Here is a 21,619-nt window from a genome sequence, read left to right as displayed (position 1 = left end):
GATAAAACATGACTGAACCATTAAAACAAAAAATGTCCAAGCAAGAAGTCATTCGTCTTGAACGCGATCTCGCAAAGTTTGCCAATATGATGGACTCCGTGGTTCGGATTCCATTTACTCGACAAGGGGTAGGTGCGGACGCAGCGTTGAGTACCATTCCCGTAGCTGGTGATATCGCAGGATTTGTCTTGACCTGTTATGCCGTCTATAAAGCCAAACAGATTGGCGTACCACAAGCCAAATTAAATGGTGTGATGAAACTCGCAGTTATAGATGCTGTCGTGGGGTTTATTCCTGTTGCAGGGACGATCTTTGATGTGTTTATTCGACCGAGCCGTAAAGCTTTAGATGTTGTACATACGCACATTCGTGAAGAATATCAAATCAGTACAGATCAACATGTGGTACATCCGTTTTTACATGAAAAATTAGAACAGAAACAACAGCAATCTGCTTTTTGGCGCAACCCTGTGGTTGCATGGATATGGATCCATATCCCAGATATACTCGGGATGATTTTCTTATTACTCTTTATCTTTGCAATTTATATGGGTGGTTCATTGCTTTGGCAATGGTTAAAGGCTAATGGAGTATTGTAGATAGAAATGCCTTGTTGCTTGAACGCGATCACTGAGAGGCTATTCAATTGAAAGATCGTTCAGCTGAAAGATTATTGATAAGACAGTAAATGTTCGGAGAAAAAAATTAGAATTAAAAAAGCCTCCATAGGGAGGCTTTTTTACGACATACATTAGATGCTCGATTATGGGCAATCTAATTGTTGTAATGCCGCAACACGTTGTTCAATCGTTGGGTGTGTTTGGAACAAAGCAGCTAGACTGAAACCTTGTTCTTGACCCGCGGAAATTGCAAAGGCTTTCATTTCTTTTGGCATTTGATCTGGCATTTCAGATTCTGCTTGTAAACGTAACAGGGCAGAAATCATCGCTTGTTTACCTGCTAAACGCGCACCAGCTTCATCGGCACGGTATTCACGGTAGCGAGAGAACCACATCACAATGGCAGACGCTGCGATACCAAAAACAATATCTAATACAATCGTAATGACAAAATATGCGATACCCGGTGCTTCACCATCTTCACGACCAAAAACATTACGGTCAATGAAGTCACCTGCTACACGCGCAAAGAACATCACAAAGGCGTTGACTACACCTTGCACCAATGCAAGGGTTACCATATCACCATTGGCTACGTGACCAATTTCGTGAGCGAGTACGGCACGGAGCTCGTCTTTGTTCATACGCTCAAGTAGACCGGTAGAAACTGCTACTAAAGCATCATTTTTATTCCAGCCTGTTGCAAAGGCATTTGACTGGTACGATGGGAAAATACCCACTTCTGGCATTTTGATACCAGAACGTTGTGCCAGTTGCGCAACTTCGTTAAGTAACCATGCTTCAGCTTGGTTACGTGGTGCATTAGGGTCAATCAGCTCTGTACCCGTGGTTTTCTTCGCCATCCATTTTGACATGAATAGTGAGATCATTGAACCCACCATACCGAACACAAAACAGATTACGAGCAAGTTGCCTAAATTTAAGCCGCCTGCACCGTGGTAACTACCGACACCGAAGAGTGACAAGATTATGCCAGCTACAACCAGTACCGCGAGGTTGGTTAGCAAGAACAAACCAATCCGCATCATTGGGTAAATCCTCTTATTATAGAAAAATGATCTGATTTACAAATAAAAATCATTAAACTCAATATGAGGTGAAAGTCTTAAAATTTCAAGGAAAAATTAGTAAAACAGATGCAATTTTACAAAATCAGTGAATTTATTCATTGAAATAAATACGCGCTGAAGCAGACGCATTTGCTGTGGCAAATGAACCTGAAGGTGCGTCGGTAAAACTACCATTGTCTGTTTGAATAATTTGACGTGCTGATGATTTAGCAACCGTAGGGGCAGCAGCATGATAATTATCCGAACTGGCAATAATCCGACCACTATTTGAAGCGATATTGGAATTACTCGAACCTGATACACTTAAACTACCAGCATATAGGTTGTTGTAGCGGCTAGTGACACGGCGGACATAATCTTGTGTTTCGCGAAAAGGTGGGATACCACCATATTTTGCGACATTGCCTTCACCTGCGTTATAACCTGCTAAAGCAAGAGACGTATTGCCATTAAAACGTTTCAGTAGCCAAGATAAATATCGAGCACCAGCCATAATGTTCTGATGAGGATCATAAGCATTTGTTACATTGAAGCGACGTGCTGTGGCAGGCATGAGCTGCATTAAACCTTGAGCCCCAACAGGTGAACGAGCATTAGTGTTAAAGCCTGATTCGGTATGCATCACCGCTTTGATTAGACCTTCGGAAACACCATGTTGGGCCGCTGCTTGTTTAATAATATTGTCAAAGGCATTTTTATTCCGACTATAACTAGGTAAGACAGACGCTTCATTTGAGCCCCAGTTACTATAACTATGGATATTACTGTCCGGATAGTAGGTTTTTTTTTCAACTTTTAGATTGCTATAGCGGCCTTGTTTATTGGTCAGTAACGTTGTGCCATTACTTTCACGCAATTGATAAATCGTTTGGCCGGCAAAAATGCTTGGTGCAGCTAAACTGATAGCCACACTTCCACTTAATAACAGCCCCAAAGTCCAAGTAATGTTTTTCATTTTATTGTGAAGAAAAATTCTGTCCCCAAACAGTTAAAGAGAGTTTATCAAAAAATAATTAGATGAAAAGGCTTCAAGGACTGATTTCTTCTTTACTTTGTAAAAATCAAGTCATTTTGATGATTCAATAATCAAAAAAAATATTTATTTTTTTTTAATGAGCTTAACTTGACACACTTAAGTCATTGATAATTAAATTTTTATAAATTGGTCAAAAAATGATCAATTTAAATAAAAGCCTTAAAATAAGGGCGGCTCACCTTGTCAAGTCATTTAGAATCCACAAAGTTATCCACAGCTTTTGTGGACAACTGTGGAAAAGTCCAAAAGATAAGCATTTGGGTTAAAAAATGAACTCGATCGTATAAAATAAAGCGCTGAGGATTACGTGATCATGACAGTATTTTTACTTTTTTCGGAAATTACATTCTTTTGATGCGAGAAGTCTACGAATCGGATAAAATTGCGCGGTATTTTTTTTTAGGTTTAACTCGTCTATGTTCTCGCCAGTTGAGTCCGAACAAGGATTTAATTTCAAACCAGAACTACCAACTAGCTCTGCGTATTATCGTTTATTGAAAAAGCTACGCCGTCAGGTCGGTCATGCCATTCGTGATTTTAAAATGATCGAAGAGGGCGACAAGGTGATGGTCTGTATTTCAGGCGGTAAAGACAGTTATACCTTGCTCGACATTTTGTTGCAGTTTAAGCGTATTGCACCGATTAATTTTGATGTGGTTGCGGTCAACCTTGACCAAAAACAACCGGGTTTCCCTGAAGACGTATTGCCACGTTATTTAGAAGAAAACAAAATTCCGTATTACATCTTAGAAAAAGATACCTACAGCATTACCAAACGTTTAACGCCAGAAGGTAAAACGTATTGTGCAGTATGCTCACGTCTACGTCGTGGTTCGTTATACGGCTTTGCTCAAGAAATTGGGGCGACGAAAGTGGCTTTAGGTCATCACCGTGATGATATTTTGGCGACGTTCTTTTTGAACTTGTTCCATGGCGGCAGCTTAAAAGCTATGCCACCAAAATTATTGTCGTCTGACAAAAAGAACATTTTGATTCGTCCACTGGCTTATGTGGAAGAAAAAGACATTATCAAATATGCAGAAATGCGTAAGTTCCCAATTATCCCGTGTAATTTGTGTGGTTCTCAAGAAAACTTACAACGTGCGATGCTAAATGACATGCTGCGTACTTGGGATAAAGAATTTCCAAAACGTTTACACAGTATTTTTGGTGCGTTGCAAAATGTATCACCTTCACAACTGGCTGACCGTGAGTTATTCGACTTTGAAGCCCTAGATGAACAACGCGAATTTGACTTTAAAAATAGCGAAAGTTGTTCAACTGAAGAAGGTGAGTCAGAAAGCAAACGCATTAATATGGTGAACTTAGGGTTTATGGCAGATTAAGCCGAAAACCTCATCACGCAAAAGGCATTCTACGGAATGCCTTTTTTATGCTTATGATTTTTCTCATTTTGTTATTAAACAGTTAAATATTGAACGGTGCGTACAAAAAACTTTAGCCTTTTCACAAATGATCATGCTATAACAAACCTCAAGCAAAATATGCTTGCACTGATGTTGTCCGGAACGGCAACACACACGAACAAAATAAATTGAGGAAAGATCATGCCTGCTTTTTTAACTGATGATTGGTTTTCAACTGTAGAAACTCTGACAGCTCAAGCTGGTGATTTAAACTTACCACCTGCATTGGCTAATCTTGCAATTAACCTTGTGGTTGCTGACGCTGCAGGCAATACTGAATTGTCATTAGACGGTGGTGCAATTAAAAAAGGTTTATCTTCAAACGCGAAAACAACTTTGAACATGGATGCTGAAACTTTACGTAAAGTATTCCTTGAGTTTGATATGGCTGCAGCGATGCAAGCGTTTATGACGGGCAAAATAAAAGTACAAGGTGATATGTCACAATTGATGGCATTACAAACAGCAAAACCAAGTGCTGAGCAAAAAGATTTGTTCAAAAAAGTACTTGAGCAAACTGCTTAAGTCTAAAACGAAAAAAGCTTACCCGAAGGTAAGCTTTTTTTTGTGCGCTCACATGTAAATGTTAGGTGGATGTATATTAGATATTCACAAGTTGAGGTGTGGTTTTAATATGTTCCAAATACGCACGAATACGCGTGACATATTGCACAGCTTGACGATAACGACCATTGCTGGCCTTGTTACGGTCTAGATAAGCATATAAATTCACCCACTTATTTGGGTTTTTACCCTGAGATTGGATGCGCTTTTGAATCTGACTTACAGCACCAGGACCCATGTTATAAGCCACTAAGGCATACCAATTACGATCTGGGTATGAAATGTTACTATAACGGTTTAGCATTTGGTCATAGTACTTTGCACCACCTTGAATGCTTTGAGTCGCATCTGTACGGTTGCTCACACCCATGGCTTTTGCTGTACTGTTGGTCAGCATCATAATGCCACGAACACCCGTTGGGGATACCGAGTCAGGTTTGAGGTAAGACTCTTGATAACCAATCGCTGCCAATAAATGCCAGTCTAGATCGTATTGCTTGGCCGTGTTTTTAAAACTTGCCTTATAGATCGGCATACGTTTACTTAAATCACGTTGAATCACATTCCAAGAATCTTGTTTGACCACATTACGGTTGTAGAATGATGCCAACTGTCCAATTGCGCCATTTTGTTTGGCACGGCAAATAAAACCACTCGCGGTTTGGCTTAGTGGATCATCTGCATTTTTAAATACCCAGTTTAAGTTGCTGTTTAAACCATTCTTTTTTAAAGAAACGGTATCACCACAACTGGCTGAAAATGACGTCAAATGCTTGGCTTCAATGGTACTCATTTCGGCAGTGGTCATAGCAAAATTGGCTTGACCTTTGGCAACCATTTTTAAAGCAGTGGCATTGTCATTCACTGTTTTAAAATCTAATTGGACATTTAAACTTTCTGCATAGTTACGTGCAAGGTCGTAACCAAAACCATGTCGATGTTTACCATCCTGAAAAACAATGGCAGGATTGGCAACTGCAACAACAGTGAGTTTATTACTGTTGACGACAGCATCATATTGATGTGCTGTTTTGCTGGCATTAATACTGTGAAAAGGAATTAAGATAGTACTAAGTGCAAGCGCTTTAAATGGGAGAGAGTTAAAAGAGTTAAGGCAAAGCCTCGACCCAGAAGTTGAACTACTGTGCATGTTGTCTCCGCTACAAGTAATTTATGCCCTAAAAAGCAAAGGCAAACAGGCCTCAGACTTTTTCAAGTTTGATAAATTCAATAAGGGTTGGGCAGTCATGACGTCATTCAAAAATGACTAGGGGGTTTCGGGAAATATGTAGAAAATCTACACTGGATAAAAATTAAACAAGCCTAAAAGATGTGCGCATAATAATGAGCAAAAAAATACTTGTCAAATTTTGTACGAAAAAATATTAAAATATGTAACATAAACAATTGATTTTGTTTGGGAATAAATTTTATATACTTTGCCTGTGTAGAAATGGAGGATAAAATAGGCATGTTTTGTAAAAATCAGCACTTGCTCAAGGCCTAAAAATCATCATGAAATCTAACTTAATTACCCGTGGTGGACACGATTTATTGGTCGCTGAACTTCAACATTTATGGCATGAAGAGCGACCTGAAATTACCAAAAAAGTGAACTGGGCGGCTAGTCTTGGAGATCGTTCGGAAAACGCGGATTATCAATATAATAAGCAATTGTTACGCAAAATTGACCGACGTGTACGCTACTTGGGAAAACGTTTGGAAGAGCTTCGTATTATCGATTACTCACCCGAACAAAAAGGGAAAGTCTATTTTGGGGCATGGGTTGATATTGAAAATGAAGACGGCGAACAAAAAACGCTAAGAATCGTGGGGGTGGATGAAATCTATGATCATCATCCGCAGCATATCTCAATTGATTCACCTATGGCTCGGGCACTCTTATCCAAGCAAGTGGATGATGAAGTCGAAGTCCTAACCCCGCTAGGAAAAAAATGTTGGTATATCAATTCAATTCGTTATGAAATGGGCGAAAGCACTGAAAGACAGTAAACTGCTCTTATTTTGTTCAATTGGATGTGTTTTTTACAAAATAATTTGCCATTGCTGAATTTTATTTATATGATGGCGGCCATGGAAGCGTGGCAGAGCGGTTTAATGCACCGGTCTTGAAAACCGACGAGGGCGCGAGTCCTCCGTGAGTTCGAATCTCACCGCTTCCGCCAAATTCAAAAACCCTGATGTTTTTAGCATCAGGGTTTTTTTATGTGTGTAAATTGAGGTAATGCAATTAGCCTTGACCTCAATTCAATAAATTTTGATTGAGCTTCTATTTTTCAGCTCGAAGCCAAAATTTTACAATCGCCTAAATTTTGTATGAACGATTCGCCAAGTGTTCAAAATAAGGCAAAATAATTTGCCAATCTGAATTTTTATTTATATGATAGCGGCCATGGAAGCGTGGCAGAGCGGTTTAATGCACCGGTCTTGAAAACCGACGAGGGCGCGAGTCCTCCGTGAGTTCGAATCTCACCGCTTCCGCCATATTCAAAAACCCCAATGTTTTACATTGGGGTTTTTTTATTGCCTAAATTTTTGAATAGTTTTTTTCTACAGGCGAAGTTGATATACAGCATGAATATGACATGCTATTAATTATTCACAATAAACAGAAAACAAGATCAATCGATTTAGACAAGGAATTCATCCATGCAAAAACCAGAGCTTATTCATGAACTGGAATGGCAAGCGCGTTGTCAATTGGCGGCACTGTATCGCTTGGTGGCTTATTATAAAATGACCGACTTAATTGATACCCATATCAGCCTGCGTTTAAGTCATGAACCTGAGCATTTTCTGATTAATCGTTATGGTGTGACCTTTGACAAAATGACAGCTTCTGATTTGGTCAAAATTGATCATGAAGGAAAAATTATTGAAACTTATGATGCAGGGAAGATGGTGAATGTCGCAGGATTTGTGATTCATTCTGCCTTACATCATGCACGTGCAAATATTAATTGCGTGATTCATACGCATACTGCCGATGGCGTGGCGGTTTCTGCACAGGAACATGGATTATTGCCAATCTCACAACATGCGTTAAAGTTCTATCAGAACATTGCTTATCATGAATATGAGGGCATAGCCTTTTCAACTGAAGAGCGTGAAAGATTGGTACAAGATATGGGCAATTTTCGCTGCATGATTTTACGCAATCACGGCTTGCTTGCGACTGGAGAGAGTGTAGCACGGGCATTTCATGAAATTTACTTTTTAGAACGGGCTTGTCAAATTCAAGTAAAAGCGTTGTCGAGTGCTACATTGCATTATCCGAGTCCGAAGGTTTGTGAACATACGTTGCAGCAGTTTGAAAATCCGATGGCCGAGCCCATTATTCAAGCGGCTTGGCAGGCGGCCTTGTCTTTAATTGAAGATCAGCAGTCAGATTATTGTCGTTAATATAATTTTCTATCATTTAGCTTATAAAAAAATGGCGCTATGCTTTATGTGCAGAAGAATAGTCATGGCATGAGCAACGCGTTATCATGTTCGTAGTGGAATTATGAGATGAACTATGAAAATCGTTGCAGATGAAAATCTGGCATTTACTGAGTATTTTTTTACCGAATTTGGTGAAATAAAGCAAGCGGCAGGTCGAACATTGACCCATGAGGATGTCAAAGAAGCCGATGCATTATTGGTACGATCAGTGACTCAGGTAAATGCAGAATTAATTCAACAGACCGCACTCAAATTTGTCGGTAGTGCTACGATTGGAACAGATCATTTAGATATTAATGCTCTAGAAAAGCAGGGCATTGCTTGGTCAAATGCCACAGGTTGTAATGCACAAGCGGTTGCTGAATATGTGATTACTGCATTGCTCTTCGTTAAACCTGAATTATTGAATGCAAATGAACAATTTACCTTGGGTATCGTTGGTTTAGGTAATGTCGGTTCACGTTTGGCTGTCATGGCAGAATTATTAGGTTGGAATGTCATTGGCTATGATCCATTTGTGCAATCTGATCAGGTGAAACAAGTTGAATTTGCAGAACTGTTAAAAAATGCAGATGCGATTAGTACCCATGTGCCACTGACCAAAGAGGGTGAATATCCAACCTATCATTTAATCAATGCTACTGCGCTTGCTGCTATGAAGCCTTCAGCGATTTTGATTAATTCCGCGCGTGGACCAGTGGTCGAAGAAGCTGCCTTAATTGCCGATATTCAACAGACTCAGCGTAAAGTGGTCTTAGACGTTTTTGAACATGAGCCAGAGATTTCAGCAGCGTTGTTGGATTTAATTTACGTGGTGACACCCCATATTGCAGGCTACAGCTTGGAAGGTAAAGCACGTGGCACACAGATGATCTATGAAGCATTCTGTCAAACTTTCAATCAACCGATAAATAAAGCTTTTGAAAGTCAGTTACCCGTTTGTGAGCAGTATTTTACTAGTGCTGACTTTAAGACGGTATTACAGCGTTATTTAAAAGATATTTATGACATTGCTCGTGATGATGCAAACTTACGTGCTTGCCTAAAAGACGGTAAAGTGGATCAAAAAGCTTTTGATTATTTACGTAAAACCTATCCTTTACGCCGTGAATGGGCTGCACATGGAGGCCCAGCAGCATGAGTCAAATGAACTTTCAACCGAGTTGTGAACTCACTGCACTTCGTGCACGTGCCACGATGTATGCTCAAATTCGCCAGTTTTTTGCTGCACGTGATGTGCTTGAAGTGGAAACACCTGTGCTTTCTCAAGCCGGTGTCACCGATGTGCATTTAGCATCGGTACAAGCTCAGCGTCATGTGAATGGTCAAAAGCAAACGCATTATTTGCAAACTTCACCTGAATTTGCCATGAAGCGTCTGTTGGCAAGTGGCAGTGGGCCTATCTACCAAATCTGTAAAGTTTTCCGTGATGATGAACATGGACGTAAACACAACAGTGAATTCACCATGTTGGAATGGTACCGTCCGGGTTTTAGCTTAAAAGACTTGATGTTTGAAGTGACGGATTTATTGAATGAAACCTTGAAACAACGCTTTGGTGAAATTCGTCCGACTATTTTGAGCTATAAGCATGCCTTTATGGATCGTTTGGATTTGAACCCGTTACAAGCTTCTTTACAAGATCTAAAAGATTGCTGTCGTCGTGTGGGGCTAAGCTTAGATTTGGGTGAAGACCGTTTAGGCTATATGGATTTATTGTTCTCACATTATGTTGAGCCGAGTCTCGGTTTTGATACGCCAGTGTTCCTGACAGATTTTCCACCGGAAATGGCTTCTTTGGCGAAAACCCGTGTGGACGAAGATGGTGAATTGGTTGCAGCACGATTTGAGCTCTATATCGAAGGTTTGGAGTTAGCGAATGCTTATGACGAACTGATTGACGCAGACGTTTTACGAAGTCGTTTTGAGGCAGATAATGCAGAGCGCGCAAAACTTGGGTTGCATGTGATGCCGATTGATGAATATTTGCTTGCTGCATTACCGCATATGAGTGAGTGTGCAGGTATAGCCTTAGGCATTGATCGATTGCTAATGGTGGCTATGAATCAGCTAAAGCTTGAAAAAGTCATTAGTTTTCCAGCAGCTGTGTCATAAGTGAACTGAATAGCTGCTGTCTATAAATGCTTATACATTTTAGACAGCAGCATAGCTTTCAAATTTAAAAAGGCCTATCAACGTATAGATTGTGATTTAGCGATAATATGTCTAAATATGTATAAAAGATGCAATTTAATTACAGCAGAGTAGCTCAAATTTTATATAAATTATCAATGTCACAATAATAAAAAGAGTAATAAAGGCTATTTCAAGACCTTTATTTCTTTGAATTTTTTTATGATAGAAAACAATGCTGAGTGGGGAAAGAAAAAAGGAGACAATTATCGCCCACAGCCAGTTTAAATTTGGGCTTCTATCAATACTCCCGTCATTCTGTGTAGTCCAGTCTTGATGTGGATGAATAAAATCCACAACAGCGCTCGCCAATAGAAAAATATTAATATAAAACATAACTCCCAAAACTATATAAAAAGGAATAGAGCTTATAAATGAACGCTTAATTATTAAGGAGCCTAAGGCTAACATTCCAAAAAATATCATGATGAGCTGTGGCAAACTTTTTAAAAGGGTTTGGGTAAAGCCCATCCCTACTAGGAGTCCGCAAAAGACAATAGCAATCAATATATTGGAAAGTTGTTTCTTCATTATTTTTATTCTTTTTACCAGTCTTAAATTGGGTTGAGTATCAGTATTTAATTTTCAGAGATGACACTAGATTATTTCAATTTTTCATTTATTTCAAAATACTTCGGCAGGCTTAACAGCAATGATGAAAGTCAATCCTCTCATTTCTGAGAGGATTTATTTTAAGCTGTAGGCGTGTTATGGCCGAGTTCATGCTTGAATTGTCCGATAGCTTCAATTCGTTTCTGAATCAACATTTCACCAATATCAGGGCCTTTCACATCTGAAGGTAAGTCAGAAGCCTTAATATTACGAACCACCTGCATGGCATCTAAAACGTATTGAGCTTGCGGATAGGCACGATCCTCTAAACCTAAGCGACCACGTGAATCACATTCACAGGCTTGTACAAAGGCCTCTACGCGTTCAGGACGGCGTAATACATCCATACGTTGTAACAGACGCCATAATGTTCCCGGTTTTAAACTCAGAGCTTGATGGCATTTTAAATGCTCTTTACACACTGAGATGGCCAATTGTTTGGTATTGGTGGGAACTCGCATACGGTCACAGATTTCGGTAACAGGTTTTACCCCACGCTCTTCATGCATGATATGGCGCGGTAACTCATCTACTGGAGTGAGTGCTTTACCCAAGTCGTGTACCAGTACAGCAAAACGAACATCCAAAGAATAATTTGCACGACACGCTTGTTGTAGCGACATCATGGTATGAATACCACAATCAATTTCAGGATGATATTCAGGACGTTGTGGAATACCGTATAACGCATCAATTTCAGGGAACAAGACTTTTAAAGCGCCACAGGCTCTTAATACCTCAAAATATTCATCTGCGTGGTCTTCCATTAATGCACGAGACGTTTCCTTCCATACACGTTCAGGTGTAAGGGCTTCAAGCTCGCCAGATTTGGCAAGCTCTTGCATCAGTTCCAATGTTTCATCAGCCACTTTAAAACCTAAAGCTTTATAACGTGCCGCAAAACGTGCAATACGCAAAACCCTTAATGGATCTTCGACGAAGGCATCAGACACGTGGCGAAGGACACGCTGTTCTAGATCACGTTGACCGCCATAGGGGTCATAGACATTACCTGCATCATCCATCGCTATCGCATTGATCGTGAGGTCGCGTCGAATGAGATCTTGCTCGAGTGTGACATTGACGTCGGTATAAAATTCAAAGCCATGATACCCATGTCCAGACTTACGTTCTGTACGGGCTAAGGCATATTCGTCTTTGGTCTCTGGATGAAGAAAAACAGGGAAATCTTTACCCACAGGTTGATAACCTTGAGCAAGTAATTGTTCCGGCGTTGCACCGACAACGACATAATCTTTTTCGTGATAGGGGTGCCCGAGCAAGTGATCTCGAACTGCACCGCCTACTAAATAAACTTGCATGAAAAAACCTCTATTCTTAGAGCAATCATGCTACAGAACAGAGGTTTTCTCAAGTCACAAAGTGTGTTCAGGTCAACTAAATTAGAGTGCTAATTTTTCGTTTTCTTGAATCTCTGCAACAGTTAATGCAGTCATATTCACTAAACGGCGAGTTGTCGCAGTTGGCGTTAAAATATGAACAGGTTTTGCAGCACCTAAAAGAATTGGGCCAATTGTCACGTTACTACCTGAAGTTGATTTCAACAAGTTGAACGAAATGTTCGCTGCATCTAGATTAGGCATAATCAGCAAGTTCGCAGAACCTTTAAAACGTGAGTTCGGGTATGCGAAATGACGAATATTTTCATCCAATGCAGCATCACCATGCATTTCACCTTCAACTTCAAGTTCAGGTGCAATTTCTGACAAAATATCATAAACCTTACGCATTTTTTGTGCGCTAGGATCATTTTGGTCAGAACCGAAACTTGAGTGAGAAAGCAATGCTACACGCGGTGTAATACCAAAACGGCGTACTTCTTCAGCCGCTAAAATAGTCATTTCAGCAAGTTGTTCAGCTGTTGGATTACGGTTAATGTAAGTATCAGCAATAAACAAGTTACGATCTTCAAGCATCAATGCATTCAGCGTGAAGAAGTTATTGCGGCCTTCTTTTAGTCCAATCACATTGCTGACAAAGTCTAAGTGAATGTCATAGCTAGAATAAGTACCACATAACATACCGTCAGCTACACCATGACGAACTAGCATTGCCGCGATAAGTGTTGAGCGACGACGTGCTTCACGCTGAGCGTATTCAGGCGTTACACCTTTACGTTGCATGATGCTGTAGTAATCGTCAGCAAACTTATCGTAATCAGGGTTTTTCTCTTGATCGACGATAGTGATGTTCACGCCATCTTCAAGACGTAGACCTAATTTTTTGATGTTTGCTTCAATGACTGCAGGACGGCCTACAAGAATTGGTTTTGCTAAACCTTCATCAACTGCAATTTGTACTGCGCGAAGTACACGTAAATCTTCACCTTCAGCATAGGCAATGCGTTTTGGATCAGTTTTTGCTTGCGCAAAAATTGGTTTCATCATGAATGCAGAGTTATAAACAAACTCAGACAAACGTTGACGATACGCAGAGAAGTCTTGAATTGGACGAGTTGCAACACCTGAATCCATCGCTGCTTGCGCAATAGCAGGTGCAATTTCAAGAATCAAACGTTGATCTAATGGGCGCGGAATGAGGTAATCACGACCAAATGAAGCAGATTTTTCACCATATGATGCAGCATCAGCTTCGACATGTGCCATGCGAGCAATCGCATGTACACAAGCAATCTTCATCTCTTCATTAATTGTGGTTGCACCAACATCGAGTGCGCCACGGAAGATATAAGGGAAGCAAAGCGCATTGTTCACTTGGTTTGGATAGTCTGAACGACCAGTTGCCATAATCACGTCTGGACGTGCTTCATGTGCATGTTCAGGAAGAATTTCAGGGTCTGGGTTAGCAAGGGCAAAGATAATCGGATCTTTCGCCATGACTTTAACCATTTCTTTAGTCAAAATACCTGCTGCTGAAAGACCGAGGAACATGTCCGCACCTTCCATTACATCAGCAAGCTGAGAGCCTTCGATGTCTTGAACGTATGCCTTTTTCGACTCATCCAAGCCTTCACGTTTAGTCGTCAATAAACCGCGTGAATCTGCCACAACGATGTTTTCTTTTTTCGCGCCAAGTGCGCAAAGTAAGTTCAAACATGAAAGGGCAGCAGCACCTGCGCCAGAAGCGACAATTTTGATTTCTTCAATTTTTTTGCCATTGAGTTGAAGTGCATTCAGTAATGCAGAACCCACAATGATCGATGTACCGTGTTGGTCATCATGGAACACAGGAATATTCATGCGTTCACGAAGTTTTTGCTCGATGTAGAAACACTCTGGGGCCTTGATGTCTTCAAGGTTGATACCACCAAAAGTTGGTTCTAATGCTGCAACGATATCTACGATTTTGTCTGGATCGTTTTCAGCAATTTCAATGTCAAAAACATCAACACCAGCGAATTTTTTGAATAGAACGCCTTTACCTTCCATAACAGGTTTTGACGCTAAAGGACCAATGTTACCTAAGCCCAGTACGGCTGTACCATTACTGACTACAGCAACAAGATTACCGCGCGCTGTGTAAAGTGCAGCAGTAGATGGGTCGCGTTCAATTTCTAAACAAGGTGCAGCGACACCTGGCGAGTATGCGAGGGCTAAATCGTGTTGGTTGACCAATTGTTTGCTTGGTGTAACGCTGATTTTCCCCGGAGTTGGAAATTCGTGATAATACAAAGCCTGCTGTTTTAAAGATTGATCGTCCATCTGTATCTCGATTGTGTTTTGTTTATCCAATATAAAGCTGCAATGCTTGCTTTATCCGCTTGAATATAACATTAGTTGCACAGTTGGGACAGTCGAAGTCGCGTCTTTTTCAGACAATCTTATAGCTCAGGCATAGTGACTTATATTAAGTAAGTATAAGCAGGCGAAGAGATATTATTTTCAAGGAACACAGTCGCCTCTTCTTGTGGTAATGGCTTAGAGAAAAAATAGCCTTGAGCAATGTCACATTCTAAGTCTTGTAGATACTGTAACTGCTGTTCAGTTTCAATCCCTTCAGCGACTACCGTCATGCCCATCGCTTTACCCATGGCAATCATGGCACTAACGATGGCCAATTGTTTATTTTCACCAATTTTAGAGATAAAACTGCGGTCTATTTTCAAGATATCAATTGGAAAATCAGCTAGATAGGATAGAGAAGAATAGCCCGTACCAAAGTCATCAAGTGAAATATTGATCTTACGTTTTTTTATTTCATTTAACAGTTCACGTACTGAATCTAGATTTTCGACCAAAGAAGATTCTGTAATTTCCAGTTCCAGACTGGCACCATCAATCTGATTGGCATCTATCGCTTCATCGAGATCATTTAATAATTGTCCACGGCGCAGTTGCTGTGCAACAATATTGACGGATACACAAATATTTTGATAACCCAAATTATTCCAAAAGCGAATTTGCTGCGCGGTTTTTTGCAGGACAAAACGCCCGATATCGGAAATTAAACTGGTTTGTTCTGCTAAAGAAATAAATAAGCCCGGTGGTATTAAGCCTTTTTCAGGATGATTCCAACGCACCAAGGCTTCAAAACCGTAAATATTTTTATCACGGAAATTAATCTTCGGTTGGTAATACACCACCAGCTCATTATTTTGAATGGCTTTACGCAAGTCGCGTTCCAAAAAGATACCTTGTTCTAATAATGCAGTATTTTCATTGGAATAATAACGTGTAGTATTGCCTCCCAAATTTTTGGCTTCACTCAGCGCTTGTTCCGCACAGTTATTTAGATAATCTAGCTGACGGCCATGCTCAGGGTAGAACGCTACACCCATCGATAAGGTGATGACATGATCTTGGCCAAAAATATTAAATGGAATGCTAAAGGCTTTATTGATGCGTTCACAATGCTCTTGCACAGAAGGGCGGATGTGTGAAATTTCATACACAATCGCAAAATCATCGCCATTTAAGTGTGCGACAAACAGAGCTTCGGCATTGGTTAGACGTAAACGCTGTGCGACTTGGCGTAACAGCTCGTCACCACCATTGTTGCTGAGATATTCATTTAATGGACGGAAACGGTCGATGTTTAAACGAATGACAGCCAACTGTTTAATCGAATCTTGCTGTGAAACTAAATATTGATGCAGTTGATAGTTGTAATAAAAACGGTTCGGTAAATCCGTTAAGGTGTCATAGTTTTCTAAATATGATAAGCGTTGTTCTTGCAATTTACGTTCTGTTAAATCTGAGACAATTCCAATGTAATGGGTGACGCGATTTTGATCATCCGTAATCGCATTAATATGCATCCATAGTGTCAGTTCTTTACCTGAAAGAAATTTTTCGTGCAATTCACCATCATACTCACCAATTTTCAGCACTTGCTTAATGATCGAATAGTGCATACTACGTTGAATTGATTTGTAATTTGCAGTGATATCAAAAAGATGTTTACCAATAATTTGGTCGTAGTTAAAGCCGGTTAATTGTTCGTAAAACGGATTGACTTCGATATAGCACAGCTCTTCATTTAAAATGAAAATCCCTTCAGCAGCTTGTTCGAGTACACTGGCTGCAAGTTTTAAACGTTCCTGAGACGTCCGTTCCTGATGAATGTCACGACGAATACCGACCATGCGCAATGGCTTACGATTATCTGGATCGCGTTGAATGACCCGTCCAATATCATGTACCCAACTCCATTTTCCTTGACTGTTTTGAATCCGATAGGTGGCCTCATAACGGTCTTTAAATCCACGTAGATGTTGAATCATCGCTGATTTAAAATGTGGAATATCATCAGGATGGATCACATGTTGTAACTGTTGCTGATGCTCTTTCGAATGTCTAAGGGTTTTTTCTTGCTTATAGTTGGTGACAACGATTTTACGGTCTTTGATATTCCAATCCCAAGGACGTAAACCGGCGATTTCATGCGCAAGGACTAAATTGGCTTGTTGGTTTTCTAAATCCTTGTTCATTTGCTCAATGTCGAAGGTCCGCTCTTTAACTTTCTGTTCAAGGATTTGGTTACCTAGCTGTAGTTGTAATTCGATGTCTCTTGATTTGTTGACTTCTTCTTGGAGCTGCTGACATAGTTCATCAGTCCATTTGACTTGTTGCTTGGCACTATCGACCAATAGGTTGTTTTTAGCATGTAAAGTCGATACACGACGATGAATGCGATATGACGTCATGGCGCACATTAGAATCACAATAAGCCCAAAATTAATACTCAGGCTAAATAAGTGATTTGAACCATCTAAGAAAAAAAACTGTGCAATCAGATAGGGCACAATAGATGGAATAAATGCCAAACAAAAATAATTGAGTTTTTGCGTTAAATAGGTCAAACCAAAGGTTTGTGTCACGATCAAGAGTAGGGCAGAGAGCGTCAGGGCTTGAATTGGTTCAAAGCTTTGATTGGTCGCAGGCAAATAATAAAAAATTAAAAAAATACCGCTCGCAATCAGTGTGCCGACAGAAAAACACTGAAATTGTAGCCAACGATGCGCAATCATCAGTGAATATTGTTCGGGTTTAAAATAAACGGTGCTCATCAGCCAGCATAAACTGACAAAAACTTCGGTAAAAATAAACCAAATATTGAAATACAAAGATGGCGATTTATAAAAAATTTGATATATCGAAAAAATATATAAGCAAATAATCAGGATACTGACTAAAAAATAGCGGCTATGGCGAATCGTGTTCGCAATTTGAGCAGTATGATTGTACTGCTTGATATATTCATCTTGTTTATACGTCATGAATATAAAAACCCTGCCTTAACTAAATCTAGATCGTTGTATTTGTATTGTTCCTGAGAGTATTTGTTTATTCTTGGTAACAAATCATTTGTTTTTATTGACTCTAGGGTAATTGCGTTACAAATAAAAAGCAATATCAAGGATGCCATCATTGATGCTTTCAGATGAACTATCGAGTAAAAATTAAATAAATTTATAATTTAAAATTGAAAGTGCAACTACAGGTGCAGTTTCTGTGCGAAGGACACGTTCACCGATACACCAGTTCACGAAACCTTTCTCATTTGCTGCGCTGATCTCGGCTTCGCTCAAGCCACCTTCAGGGCCAATCAGTAAGGCAAATTGTGGGTCAGCATCAGCTAATACATCAATTTCATCTTTATTGGGTGCGAGTACCAATTTTGTTGTCGGTAGGTCACTTTCCAACCATTTTTCAAGTGAAAGAGGCGGAAGTACTTTAGGAACAATGTTGAGTCCACACTGTTCGCAAGCAGCAATAGCAATGCCTTGCCAATGGTCAAGTTTCTTTTGATCACGATCGTACTTCAAACGCATCTCACAACGTTCTGAAGTGAGTAGTTGAATTTCAGAAACACCGAGTTCAACCGCTTTTTGAATCGCATAATCCATGCGGTCACCTTTGCTCATCACTTGACCCAAGAGCGCCGTAAAATGTGGTGTGCGATTACTTGGATTGAATTGCAAAACTTGGACGGTAGCCGACTTTTTAGCGACTTCAACCAATTCAACATGGTATTCGCCACCTTGCCCATTGAACAAAGTGGCTGTTTCGCCTACTTGAGCACGTAAAACTTTTACCCAGTGATGAAACACTGTTTCCGTTAATTCAACAGTCGTATCAACAGTTAAATCAGCTTCAATATAAAAACGTGGCATTAAAGTTTTACTCTCAAAAAGGTCGAAATGTCTTATGCAAGACCGAGGTCTTTCACAAGTTGACGTGTAGGGTCAGTGGTGTTCATGGTATAGAAGTGCAAGCTTGGCGCACCACCAGCAATCAGGCGTTCGCAAAGTTTTACAATCACTTCATGACCAAAGGCTTTGATTGACGCTGTATCGTCGCCATAAGTCGCAAGCTGTTTACGAATCCAGCGAGGAATTTCTGCACCTGTACCATCAGCAAAGCGGATTAAATTGCTTGCATTGGTAATAGGCATGATGCCTGGAGCGACAGGAATGTTCACGCCTTCTTTTTGAATGCGCTCTACAAAGTAGAAGTATGCATCTGGGTTAAAGAAGAACTGTGTCAAAGCTGCGTTTGCGCCTGCATTGGCTTTGTCGCAGAAACGTTTGATGTCGAGATCAAAGCTGTCTGCTTGCGGGTGCATTTCTGGGTATGCTGCAACTTCAATTTTGAAATGATCACCAGTGTGCTCACGGATGAAACGCACAAGATCTGTTGCATAAGGCAATTCGCCCAAGCCCACTTGACCAGACGGCAAGTCGCCGCGCAGCGCAACAATACGGTCAATGCCTTGCGATTTATACAAATCTAGCAATTCAGCAATACGTTCTTTGCTGTCACCAATACAAGACAGGTGAGGGGCAACCGGTGTGCCTTTACCGTTGAAATCATTCAATGTAGACAAAGTGCGTTCACGGGTAGAACCGCCTGCACCGTATGTTACAGAGAAAAATTCAGGATTTAATAATTGAAGTTCTTGGTGTACAACTTTAAGTTTTTCCGCGCCCGCATCAGTTTTGGTCGGGAAGAACTCAAAGGAAATAGGAATCTGTTTTGACATGTTCAAATCCTTTTTTATAAATACTTTTATTTAAAAAAATCCCCTCATCCTAACCTTCTCCCAGAGGGAGAAGCGACTTCCATTATGAAAGTAATAGTGATTTGGAGTTAACATCAAATTTGCTTTCACAATGAAGAGTTCCCTCTCTTGCGCTGAGCTTCAAAGCAGTGCTTGAAGCACGCTCAGGAGAGGGTTAGGGAGAGGTATTTATAAAACTTAGTATTTATAAGCCTCAGCTTTGAACGGGCCTTCAACTTGAACACCGAGGTAGTCCGCTTGTTCTTGAGTCAAAGTCGTCAATACGCCGCCGAAACCTGCAACCATTGCAGCAGCAACTTCTTCGTCTAATTTCTTAGGAATAAGTTCTACACGGATTGCAGCTTGTTTTTGATCTTCAGGAAGATCAGCAAATTTTTCAGCGAATAGGTGCATTTGACCCAATACTTGGTTGGCAAAAGAACCGTCCATAATACGTGAAGGGTGACCGGTTGCATTACCAAGGTTCACCAAACGGCCTTCTGAAAGAAGAATAAGGTAATCATTTTCATTTTCTGAACGATACACTTGGTGAACTTGTGGCTTAACTTCAACCCACTTATAACCACGTAAGTAGTTTGTGTCGATTTCAGTATCGAAATGACCGATGTTACAAACTACAGCGCCAGCTTTTAATGAATCAAGCATTGCAGCGTCACATACGTGGTAGTTACCAGTTGTTGTTACGATCAAGTCAGTATTTTGAAGAAGATCAAGGTTAATGTCTTCTTTCTTACCCGTTTGAATGCCATTTTTATACGGAGCAACAACTTCGAAACCGTCCATGCATGCTTGCATTGCACAGATAGGGTCAACTTCAGTGACACGTACAATCATGCCTTCTTGACGAAGTGATTGAGCAGAACCTTTACCTACGTCACCATAACCGATTACAAGCGCACGACGACCAGATAAAAGCATATCTGTACCACGTTTGATTGCATCGTTAAGTGAGTGACGGCAGCCGTATTTGTTGTCGTTTTTAGACTTAGTGACAGAGTCATTTACGTTAATCGCTGGAACTTTTAAAGTACCGTCGCGGTGCATTTCGTAAAGACGTTGAACACCTGTAGTGGTTTCTTCTGTAATACCGTGGATTTTAGCAATCACTTCAGGATATTTTTCGTGAACAAGCGCAGTTAAGTCACCGCCATCGTCCAGAATCATGTTGGCATCCCAAGGTGTACCGTTCACATTGATTTGCTGTTCAAGACACCACATGTATTCTTCTTCAGTTTCGCCTTTCCAAGCAAATACAGGAATACCTGCAGCAGCGATTGCAGCAGCAGCGTGGTCTTGAGTAGAGAAGATGTTGCATGAAGTCCAGCGTACTTCTGCGCCCAATTCAACTAGAGTTTCAATTAAAACTGCAGTTTGAATAGTCATGTGGATACAGCCTAGGATTTTCGCGCCAGCAAGCGGTTTAGCCGCTGCATAGCGTTTGCGAAGACCCATTAGGGCTGGCATTTCTGCTTCTGCAAGTTTGATTTCTTTACGGCCGTAGTCAGCTAGTGAAATGTCGGCAACTTTATAATCTGTAAATGAAGCATTAACCGCGTTCATCACGATCTCCTTAATAAAAACAATTGATCATTATGTTCGCGGATGCCGTTGTTGATTGGAACGAGTGTCCAACCGAATCGTCGAGCCTAGCGATCTTATATTTAGTGCCTATAAGAAAGTCGCAGCATCCCTCGACTAGGGCAGTATTGTACTTGGAAATAGAGTGAGTTCCAATCAAAAATTGGTTAATATGTAGATGAATAATCTGATAATAAAAAGATAATAACGTACATATCATGAATATATTAAAATTTAATATTTTCCTAGTTTTACTCGTATCTTCACAAGCTGTCTCAGCAAGGCGAGGCGACTTTTCACCACAAGATATTTTTTTTCTGCCTTTAATTTTGATTGGGGTTTTATCCTTATTTAAATTTTCAGGCTTTATTGAAAATTATACGAAAGGCTTAAATTTAACCCTTAGAGTAGTCATAAAAGCAGTGAGTTTTATTATTTTGATTGGCATCATTGCCCTTATAATTATCGGGATAGGGCTAATTTCTGAGTATATTCCTGAAAAATGGTCGATGATATTCTAGTGCAATT

The 21,619-nt window shown here is 40.3% G+C and carries 18 protein-coding genes and 2 tRNA genes; 10 read left to right on the top strand and 10 right to left on the bottom strand.

Going from position 1 to position 21,619, the window contains the following annotated elements; all coding sequences use genetic code 11:
• Positions 1 to 8: 8 nt before the first annotated feature.
• Positions 9 to 599, top strand: a complete 591-nt coding sequence (locus FTU13_RS01605; RefSeq protein WP_180126365.1) for a DUF4112 domain-containing protein — start codon at positions 9 to 11, stop codon at positions 597 to 599.
• A 164-nt stretch (positions 600 to 763) separates the two neighbouring features.
• On the opposite strand, the gene htpX is transcribed toward FTU13_RS01605, so the two are convergent.
• Entirely contained in the window at positions 764 to 1,669 is a 906-nt protein-coding gene (htpX, locus tag FTU13_RS01600; RefSeq protein ID WP_078192146.1) for a protease HtpX, read from the bottom strand.
• A gap of 133 nt (positions 1,670 to 1,802) precedes the next feature.
• Positions 1,803 to 2,666, bottom strand: a complete 864-nt coding sequence (locus tag FTU13_RS01595; RefSeq protein WP_180126366.1) for a lytic transglycosylase domain-containing protein — start codon at positions 2,664 to 2,666, stop codon at positions 1,803 to 1,805.
• Positions 2,667 to 3,163: 497 nt separating this feature from the next.
• Here FTU13_RS01595 and ttcA point away from each other — a divergent pair, with 497 nt between their 5' ends.
• Entirely contained in the window at positions 3,164 to 4,093 is a 930-nt protein-coding gene (gene ttcA, locus FTU13_RS01590; protein WP_078192144.1) for a tRNA 2-thiocytidine(32) synthetase TtcA, read from the top strand.
• Positions 4,094 to 4,315: 222 nt separating this feature from the next.
• Positions 4,316 to 4,699 carry an SCP2 sterol-binding domain-containing protein gene (locus FTU13_RS01585; protein ID WP_180008384.1) on the top strand — a complete coding sequence of 128 codons (384 nt, stop codon included), beginning with the start codon at positions 4,316 to 4,318 and terminating at the stop codon, positions 4,697 to 4,699.
• Positions 4,700 to 4,775: 76 nt separating this feature from the next.
• Here FTU13_RS01585 and FTU13_RS01580 read toward each other — a convergent pair whose 3' ends face one another.
• Positions 4,776 to 5,888: a transglycosylase SLT domain-containing protein gene (locus tag FTU13_RS01580; RefSeq protein WP_180126368.1), complete on the bottom strand. Its 1,113-nt coding sequence runs from the start codon at positions 5,886 to 5,888 to the stop codon at positions 4,776 to 4,778.
• Positions 5,889 to 6,253: 365 nt separating this feature from the next.
• On the opposite strand from FTU13_RS01580, the gene greB reads away from it, so the two are divergent.
• From greB to epmA, 6 genes are all read left to right on the top strand, one after another.
• Positions 6,254 to 6,751: a transcription elongation factor GreB gene (greB, locus tag FTU13_RS01575; protein WP_180126370.1), complete on the top strand. Its 498-nt coding sequence runs from the start codon at positions 6,254 to 6,256 to the stop codon at positions 6,749 to 6,751.
• Positions 6,752 to 6,834: 83 nt separating this feature from the next.
• Positions 6,835 to 6,924 (top strand) — tRNA-Ser (locus FTU13_RS01570).
• A 229-nt stretch (positions 6,925 to 7,153) separates the two neighbouring features.
• Positions 7,154 to 7,243, top strand: a tRNA-Ser gene (locus FTU13_RS01565).
• Between the two features lie 165 nt (positions 7,244 to 7,408).
• Positions 7,409 to 8,161, top strand: a complete 753-nt coding sequence (locus FTU13_RS01560) for a class II aldolase/adducin family protein (protein ID WP_180126372.1) — start codon at positions 7,409 to 7,411, stop codon at positions 8,159 to 8,161.
• Positions 8,162 to 8,276: 115 nt separating this feature from the next.
• Positions 8,277 to 9,344 carry a 4-phosphoerythronate dehydrogenase gene (locus tag FTU13_RS01555; RefSeq protein ID WP_180126374.1) on the top strand — a complete coding sequence of 356 codons (1,068 nt, stop codon included), beginning with the start codon at positions 8,277 to 8,279 and terminating at the stop codon, positions 9,342 to 9,344.
• A gap of 5 nt (positions 9,345 to 9,349) precedes the next feature.
• Positions 9,350 to 10,318 (top strand): EF-P lysine aminoacylase EpmA, encoded by a 969-nt coding sequence (gene epmA, locus FTU13_RS01550; RefSeq protein WP_373423834.1) that lies wholly within the window; start codon positions 9,350 to 9,352, stop codon positions 10,316 to 10,318.
• Between the two features lie 135 nt (positions 10,319 to 10,453).
• Here the strand turns inward: epmA and FTU13_RS01545 are convergent, their stop codons facing one another.
• The 7 genes from FTU13_RS01545 to ahcY form a co-directional block, all read right to left on the bottom strand.
• Positions 10,454 to 10,927, bottom strand: coding sequence for a hypothetical protein (locus FTU13_RS01545; protein WP_180126376.1), 474 nt, complete (start codon positions 10,925 to 10,927; stop codon positions 10,454 to 10,456).
• A gap of 161 nt (positions 10,928 to 11,088) precedes the next feature.
• Positions 11,089 to 12,330: a multifunctional CCA addition/repair protein gene (locus FTU13_RS01540; protein ID WP_180101742.1), complete on the bottom strand. Its 1,242-nt coding sequence runs from the start codon at positions 12,328 to 12,330 to the stop codon at positions 11,089 to 11,091.
• Positions 12,331 to 12,411: 81 nt separating this feature from the next.
• Positions 12,412 to 14,691 (bottom strand): NADP-dependent malic enzyme, encoded by a 2,280-nt coding sequence (locus FTU13_RS01535; protein WP_168378285.1) that lies wholly within the window; start codon positions 14,689 to 14,691, stop codon positions 12,412 to 12,414.
• A gap of 140 nt (positions 14,692 to 14,831) precedes the next feature.
• The gene (locus FTU13_RS01530) at positions 14,832 to 17,708 is read right to left on the bottom strand and encodes an EAL domain-containing protein (protein WP_180126378.1); all 2,877 of its coding nucleotides are present in this window, start codon (positions 17,706 to 17,708) and stop codon (positions 14,832 to 14,834) included.
• A 183-nt stretch (positions 17,709 to 17,891) separates the two neighbouring features.
• Positions 17,892 to 18,605: a 16S rRNA (uracil(1498)-N(3))-methyltransferase gene (locus FTU13_RS01525; protein ID WP_180126380.1), complete on the bottom strand. Its 714-nt coding sequence runs from the start codon at positions 18,603 to 18,605 to the stop codon at positions 17,892 to 17,894.
• Between the two features lie 32 nt (positions 18,606 to 18,637).
• Positions 18,638 to 19,474, bottom strand: a complete 837-nt coding sequence (gene metF / locus FTU13_RS01520; RefSeq protein ID WP_168378282.1) for a methylenetetrahydrofolate reductase [NAD(P)H] — start codon at positions 19,472 to 19,474, stop codon at positions 18,638 to 18,640.
• A 216-nt stretch (positions 19,475 to 19,690) separates the two neighbouring features.
• The gene (gene ahcY / locus FTU13_RS01515) at positions 19,691 to 21,073 is read right to left on the bottom strand and encodes an adenosylhomocysteinase (protein ID WP_078192086.1); all 1,383 of its coding nucleotides are present in this window, start codon (positions 21,071 to 21,073) and stop codon (positions 19,691 to 19,693) included.
• Positions 21,074 to 21,309: 236 nt separating this feature from the next.
• Between ahcY and FTU13_RS01510 the strand changes: the two genes are divergently transcribed.
• The gene (locus FTU13_RS01510; RefSeq protein ID WP_111883908.1) at positions 21,310 to 21,612 is read left to right on the top strand and encodes a hypothetical protein; all 303 of its coding nucleotides are present in this window, start codon (positions 21,310 to 21,312) and stop codon (positions 21,610 to 21,612) included.
• Positions 21,613 to 21,619: the final 7 nt, after the last annotated feature.

The organism is Acinetobacter sp. YH12064, assembly GCF_013419735.1.
Classification (GTDB): domain Bacteria; phylum Pseudomonadota; class Gammaproteobacteria; order Pseudomonadales; family Moraxellaceae; genus Acinetobacter; species Acinetobacter amyesii.
Note: the sequence above shows the minus strand (reverse complement) of the source record. Positions and strands in the feature narration are given on the sequence as shown.